Source organism: Streptomyces sp. NBC_01390 (genome assembly GCF_045040105.1).
Classification (GTDB): domain Bacteria; phylum Actinomycetota; class Actinomycetes; order Streptomycetales; family Streptomycetaceae; genus Streptomyces.
Map to the genome: position 1 here is coordinate 147514 of NZ_CP109551.1, position 17738 is coordinate 165251.

Below are 17738 nucleotides of genomic sequence, written 5' to 3' on the forward strand. Positions count from 1 at the left end.
GGTGCGCGTCCGCCTTCTCAGCGCAGTTCCTCGGCCAGCCCGACAATGATGCCCTCCGGACCCCGGACGTAGCAGAGCAGATAGCTGTCCTCGTACCGGGCGATCTCGCCGACGAGTTCGGCGCCGTGAGGGCGCAGGCGAGCAACCGTGTCCTTGAGGTCGTCGACGGCGAACATGACGCGGTGCGTACCCAGAATGTTGTGCGGCTGGTTGCGCGGGCCGGAGCTGATCGCCGCGGGGCTGAGGTACTTCGCCAGTTCGAGCCGGCTGTGACCGTCCGGGGTCCGGACCATCGCGATGTCACAGCGGACGCCGTCGAGGCCGGTGCACTGGTCGGCGACGGGGCCCTCGACCTGCGCCCTGCCTTCCAGCTCCATTCCGAGTTCCACGAAGAACGCGACGGCGGCATCCAAGTCCTCGACGACGATGCCGACGTTGTCCATCCGCTGAATCGCCATGCCGGATTCTCCTTCTTCCCACGTGTTCTTCCACATGCGGCCGGTGGTCGCCGCTGACGTTCCTGGGACGGAGCCGATGTCCCTTTCTCGACATCCCCGGACCGCCGACCTCCGAAAAACCTGGCTCGCACGTCAGCACCGCTTGCGAAAGCCATGGATTCCGTCACCGGTCGTAGTGGTGGAAGCCCTGGCCTGTCTTGCGTCCCAGCATGCCGGTCTCGACCAGGCGTCGCAGGAGCGGGGGCGGGGCGTAGTGGGGCTCCCGGAACTCCTCGTGGAGGGTTTCCGCGATGGAGGCGACCACGTCCAGGCCGATGAGGTCGGCGAGCCGCAGTGGGCCCATCGGGTGGGAGCAGCCGAGTGTCATGGCGTCGTCCACGGTGTCCGCCGACACGTGGCCCGACTCGACCATCCTGACGGCGGACAGGAGGTACGGGATGAGCAGGGCGTTGACTGTGAAGCCGGCCCGGTCGGGAGACCTGATGATCCGCTTGCCGAGGGTTCCCGTCACGAACTCCTCGGCCCGTACGGCGGTCTTCTCGTCCGTGAGCGGCGTGCTGACCATCTCCACCAGCGGCAGGGCGGGCACCGGGTTGAAGAAGTGCATCCCGACCACGCGGCCGCCGTCGGCAGTGGCGCGGGCCAGTCCGAGGACCGAGATGGAGGAGGTGTTGGAGGCGAGGACGGCTTCGGGATCCTTGAGCACTCGGTCCAGCCGTGCGAACAGCTCGCGTTTGGCCGGCTCGTTCTCGCTGATCGACTCGATGAGCAGCTGCCGGTCCGCCAGGTCCTCCAGGTCGCTGGTGTACGACACCCGGGCGAGTGCGTTCTCGTGCTCCTGAGAGGTGAGTTTTCCCTTGCTCAGCGCTCGGTCGAATGATCCGGTGAGCCGCTCTCTCCCTCTGGCGAGCGAGGCGCCCGAGGCCGCCGCGACCATGACATCGAGTCCGGCGAGGGCGCAGACATGTGCGATGCCCGACCCCATGGTGCCGCAGCCGACGACTCCGACCCGTTGGATGGTGGTGCTCATGGCCTCGTCCCCTTCAGTATTTCGGTACGTGTTCTCGTCCGTGTGGTTCCTGTCTTGCACGTCTTGCGCGTCATCGGGCCGTTGCTGCGGCTACCGGGGCGGCCGCGGGCGTCGGCGGAGCGGAGTCCGTCCGTGCCGGGTTGCCGGTGTCGCGCAATGGGTTCAGCTTTTGCTCGCCGATGCGGTCCCGCATGATCTGGTCGGTCACTCCGAGCCCAGGTCGGGGTGCCAGGCACAGCACGCCCACCTTGCCGGTGTGCCGGTTGGTCTGTACGAGCCGGGCGGCCTCCGCCGTGTCGGCGAGCGGGTAGACGGTGGAGAGGACCGGAACCAGGTGACCGAGGCGGAACAGCCGGTTGCACTCCGACTGCTCCTGCAGGTTCGCGGCGTGACTGCCCACGATCCGTTTCAGGTGCATCCACAAGTACCGGTTGTCGAAGCGGTGTTGATAGCCGGTGCTGGAGCCGCAGGTGACCACGGTCCCGCCGCGGCGGACGACGAAGACCGAGATGGCGAACGTGGCCTGGCCTATGTAGTCGAACACGACGTGCGGGTCCTCGCCGGTCTCGGCGCGGATGATCCTGCCGAGGCGTTTGCCCGCCTCGATGCTCGCGTGCGGATCGTCGCCGAGGTCGCCGTCCAGGCCGATGTCGGCGCGGTTGATGACGACGTCGCAGCCGAGCTCCCGCGCCCGTCGGGCCTTCTCCTCCGTACTGACCACGCCCACGGCGATGCCGCCGCCGTTCTTGACGAGTTGCACGGCGTACGCGCCGAGTCCGCCGGTGGCACCCCAGATCAGTACGACGTCGCCCTGTTTGATGCGGGCCCCCCGGTCGCTCACGAGCATCCGGTAGGAGGTTGCCGCGCACAGCATCATGGAGGCGGCTTCCTCCCAGGTCAGATGGGCCGGCTTGGGCAGCAGCTGGCCGGCCCGCACCACCGCGTAGTGGGCCAGCCCGCCGAAGTTGGTCTCGAAGCCCCAGATCCGCTGCTCGGCGCCGAGCATGCCGTCGGCGTGGGTGGCGGGTTCCTGGTCGTCCACCTGGACGCAGCTGACGACGACGTGGTCGCCCACTCCCCAGCGCCGTACGCCGACCCCGGTGCGGACGACGACGCCGGCGGCATCCGAACCGACGACGTGCTGCGGTAGGTCGTGCCGGGCGGCGAAACCGCCCTGGCGGCCGAGCTTGCGCAGGAAGTTGAAGGTCGGCACCGGCTCGAAGGTCGCCGACCACACCGTGTTGTAGTTGATCGAGCTGGCCATCACCGCGACCAGCACTTCGTCCACGGCCAGTTCAGGCATGGGCGCCGGGCCGACCCTCAGGGTACGGCGGACGTCCCTGTCGGAGGCGTCACCGAACACGTCCAGGTCATCGACGCTCAGATGGACGGCGGTGTACTCGCGGGGCACGGGTTCCTTCGCCAGCTGTTCCGGGGATGCGCCGGCGAGCACCGCTTCGGCCAGGGGGTCCATGGAGGGGCTCCTCAATTGTCATCGCTGGTTGCCCGCGGGCGGGCACGGACGGGCCGCGGGACGGCCGCACGGGAGAGGACGGCTGCGGGAGTAAGGGATCGATCGCCTTGCGGTCGGCAACCGCGGTCACCGGTGTGCCGTGCCGCGGTGCGGGCTTCGGCCGTACGGGCTTCGGGGGTGTGGGCTTCGGCGGTCGGGGCCGATTGCCCACGTACCGCGTGGTGGTGGGCACGCCGGTGGGTCGCGGAGGGCTGCCAACCCTTGGCGGCGGCCCCCTACCGGCGTCCCGGCGTGCCGCGACGTACCGGCCGCCCCGGCGAGTTCCAGGGGCGGGGCGCGTCTGTGACGGCGGATCATCCGGAGGCCGTGCGCGGCAGGGCATGGGAGGGCAGGCGTGCTCGCAGTTCGCCGACCAACTGTCGGCCGACCGCTTCGAGGCCTGTCCGCTCCGCCTCGGCGAGGGCCTCGACGAGTCCCGCGCGGTCGTCGTCGGTCCACTCCGCGGTCGGCCGACGCGGCAGGTACGTCCGCTCGGGAACCCCCGATGCGTACGGGCGGGCATCCCGGTCGAGGGTGCGCAGGTACCACCGGAGCAAACAGCGCAGTGTTCTCACCCGCTGGTCCAGGCTCTCCTCGTCCTCGGCGCGTTCCCGGGCGTATGCCCGCACCAGGGCGTCCAGGTGGTAACGGGCCTGGTCGTGCTCGCGCAGCAGATGTGCGTCCACCAGCACATCGAGTACGTCCTCCACGTTCTCCTCGGAGCAGTTGAGCAGCTCCGCCGCCGCGTCACGGCGGACGTAGGACGTGTTGCCGGCGCCGAGGGTGCGGAATGCCGCCGCGAGGTCGATGCCGTGTACGGACCGGTCGCGCAGGGTGGCGTACCCGGTGTCCAGGCCGGTTCGCACCGCCAGGTCGCCGACGTGCAGTTCGTCGAGCAGCCGCGGGTGTCCGACCAGGCGGTGGGCGAGGGCGCCGAGGCTGCGGCGCGGTCGGGCGCGGAGGCGGCAGCCGACGATGCGCAGGGCCAGCGGCACACCGGCGCAGGCGACGACGAGCCGCCGGGCGGCCGCCCGTTCGGCGTCGATCCGCCGACGGCCGGTGATCCGTTCCAGCAGTTCCAGCGAGGAGTCCTCGTCGAGGGCGTCGAGCGCGACACCGCGCGCGCCTTCGAGGTCCGCCAGGCGGTGGCGGCTGGTGACGATCACCCGGCTTCCGGCGCTGCCGGGGATCAGGGGCCGGACCTGTGCGGCGTTCGCGGCGTCGTCGAGCACGATGAGCATCCGGCGGTCGGCGATCAGGGAACGGAAGAGGGAGATCCGGTTGGCCATGGTCTTCGGCACCGCGACGTCGGGTACGCCCAGTCCGACGAGCAACCGGGTGAGGACCTCGTCGGGTTGGGGGGTGTGTCCGGTGCTGCCCTCCAGGTCCACGAAGATCTGCCCGTCGGCGAAGTCGGCGCGTACGGCGTGCGCCACGTGCAGGGCCAGTGCGGTCTTGCCGATCCCGCCGGCCCCGGTGACCACGACCGTCGTGGCCGGACCGATGGGGGACGCCTCGCCGCGCAGCAGACGTCCCAGCTCGCCGGTCTCCTCGGCGCGGGCGGTGAAGTCCGTGATCCCCTGCGGCAGTTGGGCCGGTGTCGGCCAGCCCGGCCAGGACCGGCCCGGGCCGCCCCGTGTTTCCCCGGGCTCGCGCAAGTCGCCCCGGTGCTGCGGCGGTTCGTCCTCGGCCCGCAGTATGCGCCGCTGAACGGCGCGCAGTTCGGAGCCGGGCTCGGTCCCCAGCTGGTCGATGAGCGCGGCTCGGGTCCGCTGGAACAGGTCGAGGGCTTCCGGCTGCTGACCGGAACGGAAGAGCGCCAGCATGAGACGGCCGATGAGTCCTTCGTGGAACGGGTGTTCCCGCGCCATCTGCCACAGGTCGGGCAGGATCTCGGCGTGGCGCTGCAGTTCGAGGTCCAGGTCCGCACGCCAGATACGGGTCTGCAGGTGGAGTCGCTGCAGATGGGAGGCCTCGACGTCATGGAGGGTGCGGGAGGGTACGTCCATCAGCGGGTCGTGCCGCCACAGGGCGAGCGCCCTGCTGAGTTCCTCGACAGCCTCTGCGGTCCGGCCCGACTCGGCCAGGGCGCCTGCCGCCTTTCGGTGGGCGGTGAACCGTCCCAGGTCGGTCTCGTCCTCGTCCAGCTCGATCAGGTAGCCGGGTGCGCGGGTGGTGATGCGTGCCCGCCCTGCGTTGCCCAGTACCTGACGCAGCCTCATGACGTACGTACGGATGGTGGCGGCGGCGCTGGGCGGCGGGGCGCCGTCCCAGACGAAGCTGGCGATGTTGTCCACGGGGACCACACGGTTCGCGTTGAGCACGAGGGCGGCGAGGATCACCCGCTGCCTCGGGGCGGGCACCCTCAACTCGTTCCCGCCCGACCGGATGACCAGAGGACCTAGCAACAAGAACTCCATGAACTGCTCACCCCTACGAAAACGTGACGCGATTTCCGCCGACCGCGCGGTCCCCCGTGGCATGCTGCGCGCACATGCGCCACACGACCGGACAGCGGGCGGAACCTTTCTTCTCGCAGCCGTCACCCCGGTCCGGGCGCCGGGGCGGGCAGCACGACGGTGGCAAGGGACAGCCCGCCTCCCACCATCCAGCGGCCGGTGAGTTCCGTCAGCCGGCGAGGGCCGGGCACCAGGAGCCGGGCGGCGAAGACGCCCGACACGTACCCCGGGGTGCGTTCCCGGGGGTCAAAGGTGACGCTGGCCTCCTCGAAGTCCAGTTCCCGGCCCGTGAGCGGGTACCAGACCTTGAAGACGGCTTCCTTGGCGCCGAACAGAAGCCGGTCCCAGCACACTCCTGTGCCACTGCCGGCGTCGGCGATCCAGGAGCGTTCCTCGGGCCGGGCCACGACGTCGAGCACCCCGTCCGGCAGGGCTTGGTGGGGTTCGGCGTCGATCCCGACGGCGGCGATGTCTCTCGCACGGGCGACGGCGGCAGCACGGTAGCCGGCGCAGTGCGTCATGCTGCCGACCACACCGTCCGGCCACTGCGGCGCCCCCCGGTGTCCCGGGACGACGGGGGCCGGATCCAGGCCGAGCTGTGCCAGGGCTCGGCGGGCGCAGGCCCGTACGGTGGTGTACTCCCGGCGGCGTTTGTCCACCGCGTCCCCGAGCGCCGCTTCCTCCTCGGGGAACAGGCTGGTGTCGGTGAGGTCCTCCCGGGCCCAGGCGGAGGCGGTGGTGGCAGGCAGAAGTTGCTCGATCACGAGGGTGTCACCGCCGGAAGTATCTGGCGCAGGACGCCGCGGGGCATCCCGCGCTGCCGGTGTTCGCGGGGGTAGCCGACCGAGACCTCCTCGAATCGGACTCCGTCGTGCCAGGTCGTGCGGGGGATGTGCAGATGCCCGTAGACCACGGCCTTGGCGTTGTACCGCAGATGCCACTTGGCGGTCTGTTCGGTTCCGCACCACTGGGCGAATTCCGGATGGAACAGGACCCTTGTCGGGTCCCGTACCAGGGGATAGTGGTTGACCAGAACGGTCGGCAGATCCGGATCGCGCTCGGCGAGCCGGCGCTCCGTCTCCGCCACCCGGGCCTGGCACCACGCCTCGCGGCTCGGGTAGGGATCGGGGTGCAGGAGCATTTCGTCGGTGCACACCACGCCGGCCTCGTACGCCTGGGCCAGCGCCTGCTCCTTGGTCGTGGCTGTGGGGGTGCGGAAGCTGTAGTCGTACAGAACGAAGAGGGGGGCGATCGTGACGGGGCCGCCCGGCCCCTCCCACACGGGGTAGGGGTCCTCCGGCGTGAGCACCCCGAGCCCACGACAGATGTCGACGAGGTGGAGGTAACGTTCCTCGCCGCGCAACTGGACAGGGTCACTCGCGGGAGTCCACAGTTCGTGGTTGCCAGGTGCCCAGATAACAGTGTCGAAACGTTCCCTCAACAACTTCAGCGCCCACGTGAAGTCCTCGGTAATCTCCCCGACATCACCGGCCACGATCAGCCAGTCGGCGTCGGAGTGAGGACGTATACCAGCGGTGAGCCGCCGGTTCTCCGGATAGGCCACATGAAGATCGCTTGTTGCCATGAGCCTGCCTGGTGCCTGTCCGGAAGATCTCATACGGCACTTTCTACCGGGTGGCACCCGCACCGAGGCAGTGGATCTGGGGTGGCCCGTCAGAACTCTGGGGGCTGTAGGGGTTGGCTAGGGGTGGCCGCTTGTGGGCAGGGCTGCCTAACCTCCGTATCGTGCCGACCGGCGCATGACCTACTCGGACGGAGGACAAGCGGACGATGGATCGTAGCGCCGACGAACCGGACCTGTGGCTCCGGTGCTTCGTGGCTGCCCCCGAGGCCCGGACACAGCTGGTCTGTTTCCCCCATGCCGGCGGATCGGCGAGTTCCTTCCACGCCATGTCGGGTGCGCTGGCGCCGACGGCGGAAGTACTGTCCGTGCAGTACCCGGGCAGGCAGGACCGGTGGGCCGAGAAGTGCGTCGACAACGTGCCGGAACTGGTCGACCGGCTGCTGCCGGTCCTGACGGCGCGGGCCGGCAACCGGCCGCTGGCGCTGTTCGGCCACAGCATGGGCGCCACCCTCGCCTACGAGGTGGCACGCCGCCTGGAGCAGGCCGGCGGGGCGAACAGCCCGGTCACCGTGTTCCTCTCGGGGCGCCGGGCGCCGCACTTCGAGCGCACCGAGTACGTCCACCAGCGCGACGACCGGGGAATCCTGCGGGAGTTGGAACTGCTGGGCGGATCCGCCGCCGTGGCGCTGGCCGATCCGGAGATCCTGCAGATGGTCATGCCCGCCATCCGCGGCGACTACCGCGCGGCGGAGACGTACGTGCACGTACCGGGACCGCCGCTGCGCTGCCCGGTCGTGGCACTGACCGGTGACGCCGATCCGCGCGCGTCCGTGCGGGAGGTCGAGGCCTGGAGCGAGTACGTCGAAGGTCCGTTCGTCACGCATGTCTTCAAGGGCGGCCACTTCTTCCTCAATGATCATCCGGAGGCGGTGCACGGCACCGTCCGCGACCATCTCAGCTCGCTCCCGGTCTCCGGCGCGGGCACCGCTTAGGCCGAGACGGAGGGGCGCCATGCCCGGAGCTGACATCGGAGAACTGCTCGGCACCATCGACCGGCTGGCCCGCTGCGTCGACTCGATGCGATCGTCCCGGCTCGGCGAGCCGACCGTGTTCCTCAACCTGGTCGACGACGTGGAGCGGCTGCGCGCCAATGTCGCCGCGCTCGTCGGTGAACTTGTCGGCGGGGCGCCCGCGCACCCGGTGACGGGCGAACGATCCGCCGTGAACGTGTCCGACATGCCCTACGACTCCGGCCTGTGGCACGGCGCCGACGACGAGGGTGTCGGCGGCCACCGCCCCCAGGTCTCCCCGCGTCTGGGACCCGCCGGCGCCTGAGACCCCCAGGGCCGCGCAGATCGGGTCAGGACGTGCCCTCGTACGGGCCCTTCACCTGGCGTCGACGCCCGGCACCTCTGCCTGCTCCCGCACGGAATCCCCGCGCGGCTCACGTTCCACGCCGACTCCCACCGGGACGGAGATCACTCATGGCTGAGCAGATCGGCATGACCCCACGGCTTCTCGAGTACGTGAAAGAGACCTCGCTGCGCGAGGACGACGTCCTGCGCGAGTTGCGCGAGGTGACCGCCGGGCTGCCCGCCGGCACGGCCATGCAGGTGCCCGCCGAGGAGGGGCAGCTGCTGGCGTTGCTGGTCCGCCTCACCGGGGCGAACGCGGTGCTGGAGATCGGCACCTTCACCGGCTACAGCACCCTGTGCATGGCCCGTGCCCTGCCCCTCGGTGGACGGCTGGTGACCTGCGACATCACCGACCGCTGGCCGTCGATCGGCGCGGAGTACTGGAAGCGGGCAGGGGTGGACTCCGCGATCGACCTGCGGGTGGGCGACGCCGCCGAAACCCTGGCGGGGCTGCTCGCCGACGAGGGCCCGGGAACCTTCGACCTGGTGTTCATCGACGCGGACAAGGCGAACTATCCGCGGTACTACGAGCTGTCCCTGGAGCTGCTCAGGCCCGGCGGCCTCGTCGTGGTGGACAACACGCTCTTCTTCGGCCGGGTCGCCGACCCGGAGTTCACGGACGCCGACACCGCCGGCGTGCGTGAACTCAACGCCCGGCTGCGCGAGGACGAGCGGGTGGAGCTGAGCATGCTCACCATGGCCGACGGCATCACGCTCGCACGGCGCAAGGATGCCTGACGGCTCGAGAACGTCGGGACCTCGCCGCGCGCTCCCGAGCGGCGAGGTCCTGTGTCGAGGGTGACCGCCCCGGGGACGAGGGTCTGCTCGTCGGACGCGTCAAAGACGCCGTCGACAAGCCGGGCGGTCAGGGGCCGGGCTCCGGTCGAGGCGGGTCGGTCCGCGATCACGGGGCGATGCCACTTCGCCTCCAGGGGTATGGGACCGACACTTGTGGCGCGCGGGGCCGACGCTTTCAGTGGCGCGGGGAACCGCGCGCCAGGGTCACGATCCCGCGGTCCTCGGGATCGAGCGCGCTGCTGCCGGACCCCGTCTCGCGGCCCGCGATACCGAGACGATGTACCCCCAGGGCCATTGCATGTTCGGGATCGGTCCGGTTCGCCGGTCTCGTACATGACGTGACGTCATGCCCTCCGGGCTGGGACAACTGGCCCTCCCGAACCTTCACGGCAGGACGCCGCTGACCTGCGTCGGTTCCTGATCTGGGTGCCTGATCCACGCGGCCATCGAGGACGGCGGTATCCGATGCTGCCCTTTGTCGTGTGCGGCCCGCCCCGGCCGCCCCGGCCGGCGCCCGCTCCCTTGTCGCGATCGGTGAATGGACCACCGACGCCCCGCCGTCCGTCCTGGGCGACCTCGGCTTCCCGCCCGACCCGCTCACCGGCATCCGGGCCGTACCGCATCCGGCCACCATCCGCCGTCTGCTCCAACGCCTCGACGGCGACGCGCTCGACGCGGCGATCGGCGCTTACCTGCGGGCCAGAACAACACCACCGCAACCGTCCGAACCGCCTTCGAAGCCCGCGCTGCGGACGATCTCGGTCGACGGCAAGACCGTGCGCGGCTCCCGCACCCGCACCACGACCGCGATCCAGCTGCTGGCCGCGACGGACCACCACTGCGTGGTCCCGGCCCAGCAGCAGATCGCCTCCAAGAGCAACGAGATCCCCGCCTTCCGGCCCCTACCAGACGCCATCGCCCTCACCGGCAGCGTGCTGACCGGCGACGCCCTGCACACCCAACACGGCCACGGCGCCTACCTCCGCAAGCGGGGCACCCACTATCTGGCCCTCGTCAAGAAGAACCACCCCGGCCTATATGCCCAGTTGAGGAAAGGTCCCTGGGGCGAGATCCCACTCGACCACCACACCCGCGACAAGGCCCACCCCCGCGACGAGATCCGTCGGCTCAAGGTCGCCGCGTTCCGCCACATCGCCTGTCCCGGCGCCCGCCAGGCGATCCAAGTCGTGCGCTAGCGCCGCGACCTGAGCACCGGGGAACTGACTATCGAGCTCGCCGCCTGGATCAGAGGCCACTGGGGCATCGAAAACCTCCTACACCACGTGCGGGACCGCACCTTCCGCGAAGACGACTCCACGATCCGCACCGGCGCCCTGCCCCACACCATGGCGAGCCTGCGCAACCTCGCCATCAGCGTCTTCCGCCAGAACGGCAAGACCAACATCGCCGCCGCCCTCCGCCACACCAGCCGCGACTACACCCGGCCCCTACGAGCCCTCGGACTCACCTGACGAACCCGGACAGATCTCGATCACGCAAATGGCCCTGGGGCCTGCCGATCAATAACTCGTCGATCTTGATGGGGATTACGGGAGGGTGGGGTCGTGTCCGGCGATCTCGGCGAGCTGTTGTGCCGTGGTCACGGTGAGTGCGCCGGCCGGGACCGTGTACCCGAGCGCGGTGAGCACGGGGGTGACCTCCTGGAGGGTCGCGCCGATCCGGCTCTTGGCCAGGCCGGTTGCCTCGGCGAGGGGCGTCTGGGCCATGGACCAGCGCTTCGTGAGGAGGAAGACGACAAGCTGGTCAGCGACGGAGAGTCGTCTGCTGCCGGCGCCGGGGCCGCCGTCGGGGCGTTTGCCGGGCAGGAAGATCGGCGGGTGCTCGGCACACCAGGCTTGGTAACGGGCGGCGAGATCGTCGAAGGCGGCGGGTTCGAGTCCGGTGAGGCTGGGGTGCCGCAACCAGGCGGGGAGCTTGTCGCCGGTGAGAAAGCGTCCGAACTCGACGCTGGGTGGGGACAATTCGGGAGCGAGCGGTTCGGGCCGCAGGGTGTAGTTCCACGTGCCGTGCCACTCGTGCGGCGTCAGGGGCAGGCGTTCCATGACGGTGTCGGGGACGGTGACGCCGGTGGGGTAGGCGCCTGGGTCGAGCTCGGCGTGGACGGACAGTCCGCTGCGTGTCGTGGTCGCTCCGATGGTGCTGACGACGACTTCGTGGCTGGTCAGGGTCCTGCCGCGCCAGTTGATACTGATCTGTGAGAACAGCCGGTGCTCTATTTTGTTCCATTTCGATGTTCCCGGCGGAAAGTGACAGACAGTCACATCAAGGCCCGACTCATAGGCGAAATCGGCGAGTTCCTTCTTCCAGGCGCGCACACGGTAGCCGTTGGAGCCTCCGGCGTCGGCGGTGACCAGCAGGCGGGAAGCGTGCGGGTAGCGGCGGCGCCCCTCACCGTTCCACCAGCGGCGCACAGTGGCCACCGCGAAGGCAGAGGTGTCCCCGTCGCAGCCCACCGACACCCAGCCGGTATCCGCGCCGATGTCGTAGATCCCGTACGGCACCGCTTTCTGGGCACCCTTCTCGGGGAAGTCGTGCGCACGGACCTGCACCGGCTTCCCGGCGCGGTGCCACTCGCGTCCGATGACCGCGTAGTTGCCCAGCGTCTCCTTCTTCTTGGCATCCACGCTGATCACCGGCTGCCCGTCGGCAAGGTACGCCGTGACCTGGTCGTTGATGTAGCGGAACTGGGCGTCCCGGTCCGGATGCCGGGCCCCTTCGGTGGTCCTCGAGGTGCCCTGCAGGGAGAAGCCCTCCGCCTTCAACAGCGTGGCCACCGTGTCCGAAGCGACCCGGTGCCCCTGGCGCGTCAGCTCGGCCGCCAGATTCCGGGTGGACCTCACCGTCCAAAGCAGCGGAGACTCCGGGTCGCCGCGCTGGTCCGGCTCGACCAGCGCCAGCAACGCGGGCACCAGCCCCGGATCGGCCTCCCGCAAGGGCTTCCGCCCCGCGCCCGGCGCCCGGACCCGGCCGGCGGGCTCCTCCGCGTGCTCCAGCTCCCGCTTCCCGCGCGACACCGTGGACTCCGCCACCCCGGCCGCTCCGGCCACCATGCGGATCCCGCCGTGGCCCAGAACGCGGGCCGCGGCGCCCAGCATCAGGCGCTGCTGGCGTTCATCGAGATGCGGCAGCAACAGCCCGAACGCATCCACCAACTCTGCCTTCGTCCCCTCCGACACCCCCGCATCCTACGACCCAACAGCCCACGAAAACCTAAGAGTTATTGATCGGCAGGCCCCTGGGTGCGGGAGTACGGCAGCGTGCTGGATTCCACTGACCGGCACGACCACACGGAACGAGTAAGGCGAGACGAGTGAGCACTTCGCGGCGAACACGAGATGCCCGGTATGTCATGGTTGCCGGGTTCCGCTGTCCGGCGATATTCAAACGCTATCCGTCCTGCCTAGGCTCGGCCTGGCCGGGACTGCTCGATGGCGGACGGGCTGTCAGCTCATCGACGGGCGAGGACCACCGGCAGCAGCGGTACCTGACGCTGACCCCGGCCTGACGCCCGTCCGGCGGAGTGACGGACTCGAGGAGAACGATGCGGATCGTCCTGCTGACCATTGGTTCGCGCGGTGACGTGCAGCCGTTCGTGGTGCTCGGCGTTGAGCTGATGGCTCGTGGGCACGAGGTGGTGCTGGCAGCCGGAGCGGAGTTCAGGAGCTTGGCCGACAAGGCCGGTCTCGGCTTCCGGGCTCTCGAGGCGCTGCCCGCCGGGTACGCCGACTCGGTGCTGCGCGATCCGAAGGTGCAGGCCGCCTTGCGGCGTGGGCCGTCGATCTACCGGATGGCCAGGGCGGCGCCACAGCTGACCGGTGCTCAGCAGCAGGCCCTGATCGACGAGATGGTGGCCGCCGGCGAGGGTGCGGACATGGTCGTCAACACCACGCTGACCCGGATCGGCGCGCTGGGCCGGCCGGACGTGCCGTGGTGTTCGGTCGCGTCCTGGCCGGTGACCGAGACCGCCGCGTGGCCCGCGCTGGGAGCGCCGGAGCTGTCGCTGGGCGGCGGTTACAACCGGTTCACCCACCGGGCCATGGGCACGTTGGAGTGGCTGGTGTACCGGCCCAGCGTGAACCGCGGCCGGACCGCCGCCGGGCTGCCGAAACTGGGGCTCCGCTCACCCTTCCGTGACGACGGGGTCACCCGGCCGCTGCTGTACCAGTTCAGCCCGCACGTGTTCGCGCCGCCCGCGGACTGGCCGGAGCAGTGTCACATCACCGGGTACTGGTCGGACGACGTGCGTTGGGACAATCCGGCGGAGGTGACCGAGTTCGTCGAACGCGGCGATCCGCCGCTGGTGGCCACCTTCGGCAGCGCCTGGGCGGTGGACGGTCCCGGCCTGCTCGCGGCGAGCGTGGCGGCAGCGGCGGCGACCGGACACCGGCTGGTGGTCGTCGGCGGCCCGGTCGGCCCGCTGCCCGCCGGCGTCGAGGCGATCCGGACCGAAAGCGCCGACTTCGTCTGGCTGCTGCCCCGCGCCGCCGCCGTACTGCACCACGGCGGCCAGGGCACCACCGCGTCCGTGGTGTCCGCCGGCGTGCCACAGGTCGTCGTACCTTGCTATGCCGACCAGCCGGTGTGGGCGAGCCGGATGGCCACGCTGGGCGTCGCACCGCCGCCGGTGCCGTTCTCCAAGCTGACCGGCGACCGGCTGACCGCCGCCGTGCGAACCGCCGTCGACGATCCGGCGATCGCCACTCGGGCGGCGGCGCTGGCGGAGGCGGTGTGCGCTGATCGAGGCGTGGCCGCCGCCGCGGACGTCATCGAGAAGCACGCCGTCACCGGGCGCTGACGGCTTCCGGTGGCAGCCCTTCCCCAGCCGCAACTGGAGGAACCTTGACCGCTCTTCTGGCTTCAGCGGGGAGATCCGACCCTCGCGAGTCGCCCTTTCTGCTTCACGGCCCGTTGTCGACCCGCTTCCACGGCGATGGCCGCAGTGCCGGCCATCGGTCTTGCACGAGCTCCGCAGTCTTCATCCCCGCCGGCCCGGTGGTAGGCCGGTCCGCAGCTTGGTTCCGCCCCGGAGCGGCTGACCGAACGCACACGACGTTCGTTCGCCCTCCGGGTGAACCCCGTTTCCTGTCCTGCTCCGCAGAAGTTCGTTCTCTTCCCGGCCTGAAGGTCGGGGTATCCACGAAGGAGTCCGAATGACCGCATCCCCGGTCATCCCCGGTGGTCTGCTTCGGACCCACGACCCGTCGGCGGCGCTGCGTGTCGTCCGATCAGCACTGTCCACCCAGGGCACCGTGACGGCCACACCGGACTTCCGGTCCTGGTTCGCCGAACGGCTGGCCGTGGCCAGGACCACCACGGTCACCGGTATCGACTTCGCCGACCTGGTCGGCTGGCGTTTCGCTGACGACACCGGCAACCTGGTGCACGACAGCGGAAAGTTCTTCGCCATCGAGGGCCTGTCGGTGGCCGCCGCTCACGGCCCAGTGGCGAGCTGGTCGCAGCCGATCATCAATCAGCCGGAGACCGGCGTGCTGGGCATCCTGGTCAAGGAGTTCGACGGGGTGCTGCACTGCCTCATGCAGGCCAAGATGGAGCCGGGCAACTGCAACGTGTTGCAACTGTCCCCGACCGTGCAGGCCACGCAGAGCAACTACACCGCCGTACACCGCGGGCGCCCGGTGCCCTATTTGGACATGTTCCTGTCCGCGCCACCGCAGTCGGTGCTCGCCGACGTGCTGCAGACCGAGCAAGGCTCGTGGTTCTACCGCAAACGCAACCGCAACATCGTCGTGGAGGCCACCGCGGACGTCGAGGTGCTTCCCGGCTTCTGCTGGCTGTCACTGGGCCAGGTGCACGCGCTGCTCACCGAGGACCACCTGGTCAACATGAACACGCGCACAGTGCTGTCCTGCCTGTCCTTCTCCGGACCGAACCTCGTGGGCGAGCTGGGCTGTGGCGCGTCCGGGTTCCGGGCGGCCCTCGTGCGGTCGATCGGAACGGAGTGGGGCGCACTGCACACCGACGGCGAGATCCTGAGCTGGATCACCGACCTGCGGTCCCGCCGCGAGGTCGAGGCCACCCCGATCCCGCTGCGCGAGGTGCGCGGCTGGCGCCGGCAGCCCGACCGGATCACTCACGACACGGGCGTCTTCTTCGACATCCGCGCGGTCGCGGTGGACGGCGGGGGCCGCGAGATCGACAGCTGGACGCAGCCGATCATCGCCCCGCACGGGCTCGGCGTCGTGGCGTTCCTGGTCGCCCGGTTCTCCGGGGTGTTGCACATACTGGTCGGCGTCCAGGTGGAGCCGGGACACCTGGACTTCGTCGAGCTGGCGCCGACGGTGCAGTGCACGCCGGACAGCTACGAGCACCTGCCGGCCGAGGCCAGGCCGCCCTTCCTGGACGACCTGCTGGCCGCGCCGGCCGACCGGATCCGGTTCGACACCGAGCTCTCCGAGGAGGGCGGACGGTTCTTCCACGCCCGTACCCGGTATGTAATCGTCGAGGTCGACCCGGTGGTGGCGAACGGTGCCGGACCGGCCCGGCACCGGTGGATGACCATGGCCCAGATCGTCGGGTTGCTACGGCACAGCCACTACGTGAACGTGCAGGCCCGCACTCTGGTGGCGTGCCTGCACAGCCTCGTGGCTCGCCTCGATGACGACAGTCCGGTCGCGCCGGGTGGGGGCGCCTGATGGTCCGGCCTCTCGCGGAACCCGCCCCCGGAGCGGACTTCGACCCGGCGGCGACGGTACGGATCGGTGTGCTGGGGGCGGCATCCACCGCGTGGCGGCGAATGCTGCCTGCGCTGACCGGTACGCCCGGGGTGTCGGTCGCGGCCATCGCGAGCCGGGATCGGTCCAGGGCCGCGGTGTTCACCGAGCGGTTCGGTGGCGAGCCGGTCGAAGGGTACGCGGCGCTGTTGGAGCGCGCCGACATCGACGCCGTCTACGTCCCGCTGCCGAACTCCCTCCATCACGAGTGGACTGCGGCCGCGCTCGCGGCCGGAAAGCACGTCCTGGCGGAGAAACCGCTGACGACGTGCGCCGCCGACACCGCTGATCTGGTGCGCCTGGCAGAAGTGAACAACCTCGTACTGCGCGAGAACTTCACGTTCCTGCACCACCCGGTGCACGCCGTCGTACGGAACCTGGTGACCGCCGGTCGAATCGGCGAGCCTCGGCACTTCACCAGCTCGTTCTGCTTCCCGCCGCTTCCCGCCGCCGACGTGCGTTACCGGCCCGAACTGGGCGGCGGGGCGCTGCTGGACGTCGGTGTCTACCCGATCCGGGCGGCACAACTGTTGTTCGGCAACGAGATCGAGGTCGCCGGCGCGGCGCTGCACGTGGATCCGGTCACCGGAGTCGACGTGTCCGGCAGCGTGCTGCTCACGACCGGCGCCGTGCTCGTGACGGCCGAGTTCGGCTTCCGGCACGCCTACGGTTCCCGCTACCGGCTGTGGGGCTCGGCCGCCCAGCTGCTGCTGGAGCGCGCGTTCACCCCACCCGCGACCCACCAGCCGGTGCTGCGCATCGATGAACAGGACCATGCCGAGGAGATCGTGACGCCGGCCGCCGACCAGTTCGCCCGATCGGCTGCCGCCTTCACCGCCGAGGTCCGAGACCGCCGAGCCGACTTGCCGAACTCGGCAGCGGCGTCCAACGCCGACACCCTGCGCACCGCCGAACTTCTCGACGCCATCAGGGCATCCGCTCGCGTCGTCACCGTGTCCGGAGGACACTGATGCTCGTCATCGGCCGGGGCTTCATGGCAAGCCACCTCAGCACGATCGCCGACCGGCACCCGCACGCTGTCGTGGTGGCCGCCGGTGTGTCCAGCACGGGGGTGACCGATCCGGCGGAGTTCGCCAGGGAGCGGGCGCTCATGGTCGATGTGACGCAGCGCTGCCTGCGAGAGAACCTGACCGCGGTGGTGCTGTCGACCGCGTCGCACGCGATGTACGGCGCGACCGACCACATCGTGGAGGAACGGGAACCCGTCTCGCCGAGTTCGCCCTACGGGTTGCACAAACTCGGGCTGGAGCGGCAGGTGGCGGACTCGGGCGCGAAGTGGCTCGTGCTGCGGCTGGCGCACGTCGTCGGCGCACGACAGCGGCCGCACCAACTGCTGCCCGCGTTCGTCGAGCAGGTGCGTTCGGGAACCGTCCGGCTGTACCGGGACACCTACCGAGATCTGGTCGACGTGCGCGATGTCGTGTCCGCTGTGGACGGTCTGCTGGCGGCCGGCGTGCACGGCGAGGTGGTGCACGTCGCCTCCGGCACACCGGTTCCGGTGACCGCGATCGCCGCCGGGGTGCGGGCTCGGATGGGCCTGCCGGCCCGGCTCGAGGTCGTCGACGCCCCGCCGGTGCGCACGGCGGTCTCCACCGCCCGGTTGCGGGCCCTGCTGCCGACCGCCGTCCTGCCGGGCGGCGCCGGCCACCTCGATCGGCTGCTCGACCGGTACGTGGCCGACTACGCCGGCTGAGCTCGCCCCCAGCC

16 protein-coding genes are annotated in these 17738 nt (G+C 70.2%); 9 read left to right on the forward strand and 7 right to left on the reverse strand.

Features of this window, described 5'->3' with window-relative positions; all coding sequences use genetic code 11:
• Positions 1–17: 17 nt before the first annotated feature.
• From OG241_RS00700 to OG241_RS00725, 6 genes are all read right to left on the reverse strand, one after another.
• Positions 18–458 carry a VOC family protein gene (locus tag OG241_RS00700; protein ID WP_405812782.1) on the reverse strand — a complete coding sequence of 147 codons (441 nt, stop codon included), beginning with the start codon at positions 456–458 and terminating at the stop codon, positions 18–20.
• Positions 459–621: 163 nt separating this feature from the next.
• Positions 622–1488: a 3-hydroxybutyryl-CoA dehydrogenase gene (locus OG241_RS00705; protein ID WP_405812784.1), complete on the reverse strand. Its 867-nt coding sequence runs from the start codon at positions 1486–1488 to the stop codon at positions 622–624.
• Positions 1489–1558: 70 nt separating this feature from the next.
• On the reverse strand, positions 1559–2962 hold the full coding sequence (ccrA, locus tag OG241_RS00710; RefSeq protein WP_405812786.1) for a crotonyl-CoA carboxylase/reductase: 1404 nt from the start codon (positions 2960–2962) through the stop codon (positions 1559–1561).
• A gap of 353 nt (positions 2963–3315) precedes the next feature.
• Positions 3316–5364, reverse strand: coding sequence for a BTAD domain-containing putative transcriptional regulator (locus OG241_RS00715; RefSeq protein ID WP_405812787.1), 2049 nt, complete (start codon positions 5362–5364; stop codon positions 3316–3318).
• A 179-nt stretch (positions 5365–5543) separates the two neighbouring features.
• Positions 5544–6224, reverse strand: coding sequence for a 4'-phosphopantetheinyl transferase (locus OG241_RS00720; protein WP_405812789.1), 681 nt, complete (start codon positions 6222–6224; stop codon positions 5544–5546).
• Positions 6221–7045, reverse strand: a complete 825-nt coding sequence (locus OG241_RS00725; protein WP_405812790.1) for a metallophosphoesterase family protein — start codon at positions 7043–7045, stop codon at positions 6221–6223. Before OG241_RS00725 ends, OG241_RS00720 begins: the two co-directional genes overlap by 4 nt.
• Before the next feature lie 206 nt (positions 7046–7251).
• Here OG241_RS00725 and OG241_RS00730 point away from each other — a divergent pair, with 206 nt between their 5' ends.
• The 5 genes from OG241_RS00730 to OG241_RS00750 all read left to right on the forward strand — a co-directional run bounded on the left by OG241_RS00730 (position 7252) and on the right by OG241_RS00750 (position 10730).
• On the forward strand, positions 7252–8037 hold the full coding sequence (locus tag OG241_RS00730; RefSeq protein ID WP_405812791.1) for a thioesterase II family protein: 786 nt from the start codon (positions 7252–7254) through the stop codon (positions 8035–8037).
• 19 nt (positions 8038–8056) lie between these two features.
• A complete protein-coding gene (locus OG241_RS00735) occupies positions 8057–8380 on the forward strand; it encodes a hypothetical protein (protein ID WP_405812793.1) in 324 nt (107 codons plus the stop codon).
• A 149-nt stretch (positions 8381–8529) separates the two neighbouring features.
• Positions 8530–9198 carry an O-methyltransferase gene (locus tag OG241_RS00740; RefSeq protein WP_405812794.1) on the forward strand — a complete coding sequence of 223 codons (669 nt, stop codon included), beginning with the start codon at positions 8530–8532 and terminating at the stop codon, positions 9196–9198.
• A 542-nt stretch (positions 9199–9740) separates the two neighbouring features.
• Positions 9741–10454, forward strand: a complete 714-nt coding sequence (locus OG241_RS00745) for an ISAs1 family transposase (protein ID WP_405812796.1) — start codon at positions 9741–9743, stop codon at positions 10452–10454.
• Between the two features lie 87 nt (positions 10455–10541).
• Positions 10542–10730 (forward strand): hypothetical protein, encoded by a 189-nt coding sequence (locus tag OG241_RS00750; RefSeq protein WP_405812798.1) that lies wholly within the window; start codon positions 10542–10544, stop codon positions 10728–10730.
• A 75-nt stretch (positions 10731–10805) separates the two neighbouring features.
• Here the strand turns inward: OG241_RS00750 and OG241_RS00755 are convergent, their stop codons facing one another.
• The gene (locus tag OG241_RS00755) at positions 10806–12428 is read right to left on the reverse strand and encodes an ISAzo13 family transposase (protein WP_405825983.1); all 1623 of its coding nucleotides are present in this window, start codon (positions 12426–12428) and stop codon (positions 10806–10808) included.
• 392 nt (positions 12429–12820) lie between these two features.
• Here OG241_RS00755 and OG241_RS00760 point away from each other — a divergent pair, with 392 nt between their 5' ends.
• The 4 genes from OG241_RS00760 to OG241_RS00775 all read left to right on the forward strand — a co-directional run bounded on the left by OG241_RS00760 (position 12821) and on the right by OG241_RS00775 (position 17724).
• On the forward strand, positions 12821–14074 hold the full coding sequence (locus tag OG241_RS00760) for a glycosyltransferase (protein ID WP_405812800.1): 1254 nt from the start codon (positions 12821–12823) through the stop codon (positions 14072–14074).
• Positions 14075–14429: 355 nt separating this feature from the next.
• Complete coding sequence (locus OG241_RS00765; RefSeq protein WP_405812801.1) at positions 14430–15932, forward strand: NDP-hexose 2,3-dehydratase family protein; 1503 nt, start codon at positions 14430–14432, stop codon at positions 15930–15932.
• Positions 15932–16981: a Gfo/Idh/MocA family protein gene (locus OG241_RS00770; RefSeq protein ID WP_405812803.1), complete on the forward strand. Its 1050-nt coding sequence runs from the start codon at positions 15932–15934 to the stop codon at positions 16979–16981. The genes OG241_RS00765 and OG241_RS00770 overlap by 1 nt, the downstream gene beginning before the upstream one ends.
• Entirely contained in the window at positions 16981–17724 is a 744-nt protein-coding gene (locus OG241_RS00775; RefSeq protein WP_405812804.1) for an NAD-dependent epimerase/dehydratase family protein, read from the forward strand. Before OG241_RS00770 ends, OG241_RS00775 begins: the two co-directional genes overlap by 1 nt.
• Positions 17725–17738 lie beyond the last annotated feature (14 nt).